At 70.9% G+C, this 865-nt stretch carries 1 protein-coding gene and 1 pseudogene; both read left to right on the forward strand.

Annotated elements, in window-relative coordinates:
- Positions 1 to 525: pseudogene (locus CCL05_RS42910) on the forward strand (MFS transporter); the annotation flags it as partial.
- 67 nt (positions 526 to 592) lie between these two features.
- A partial coding sequence (locus tag CCL05_RS42915; RefSeq protein WP_086565882.1) for an FmdB family zinc ribbon protein occupies positions 593 to 865 on the forward strand: 273 nt, incomplete at its 3' end.

The raw sequence follows: 865 nt of genomic DNA on the forward strand, positions 1-865 counted from the left end.
CCACGCGCGCGTGGAGCACGCTTCCGCGCTGCGGATCCCCGGGGTGCGCGTGCTGATCGTGACCTTCCTGGGCATCGGGTCCGTCTTCGGCGGGATGCAGGTCTCGCTGGCCGCGTTCACCGAGTCGATCGGCGAACCAGGCCTCAACGGCGTCCTCTACGGGGTCTTCGCCGCGGGCAACATGCTCTCCGGTGTCGTCTGCGGCGCGATCGCCTGGAAGGCGGCCCCGCAGCGGCGCCTCGTCGCCGGCTACACGGCGCTCGCGCTCACCGCGTCGGGCCTGTGGGCCGCGCACTCGNNACCTGGCTGACGGGCGCGGTGGCGCTCGGCCAGGCGGCCGCCGTCACGGTCGCCGGACAGTTGGAGGACCGCTTCCGGGACGGCGCCGGTTTCCTGGTGCCGATGGGCGGCACCGTGCTCGCCCTGGCGACCCTTCTGGCCCTGCGTTCCCGGCTGGCGGGACGTGCTCAGGGCCGCACCGTCGCGCGTGGCGTGGGTCACCGCGTGCCGGTGGCAGTGGACTGAACGGCCGGAATACGTCAAGATGGATCGTCGTTAGCACTCATCGAGTGAGAGTGCCAGGAGGAAGACAGTGCCCACCTACCAGTACCAGTGCACCGAGTGCGGCGAGGGCCTCGAGGCGGTGCAGAAGTTCACCGACGACGCCCTCACCGAGTGCCCCAGCTGCAAGGGCCGCCTGAAGAAGGTGTTCTCGGCGGTCGGCATTGTCTTCAAGGGCTCCGGCTTCTACCGGAACGACAGCCGCGGCTCCTCGTCGAGCAGCGCCCCGGCGTCGAAGTCGTCGAGCTCCTCGTCGTCGTCCTCGGACTCCGGCTCCGGTTCCAGCTCCGGCTCCGGCTCCGGC

This window comes from Streptomyces africanus (assembly GCF_002150735.1).
Taxonomy (GTDB): domain Bacteria; phylum Actinomycetota; class Actinomycetes; order Streptomycetales; family Streptomycetaceae; genus Streptomyces; species Streptomyces africanus.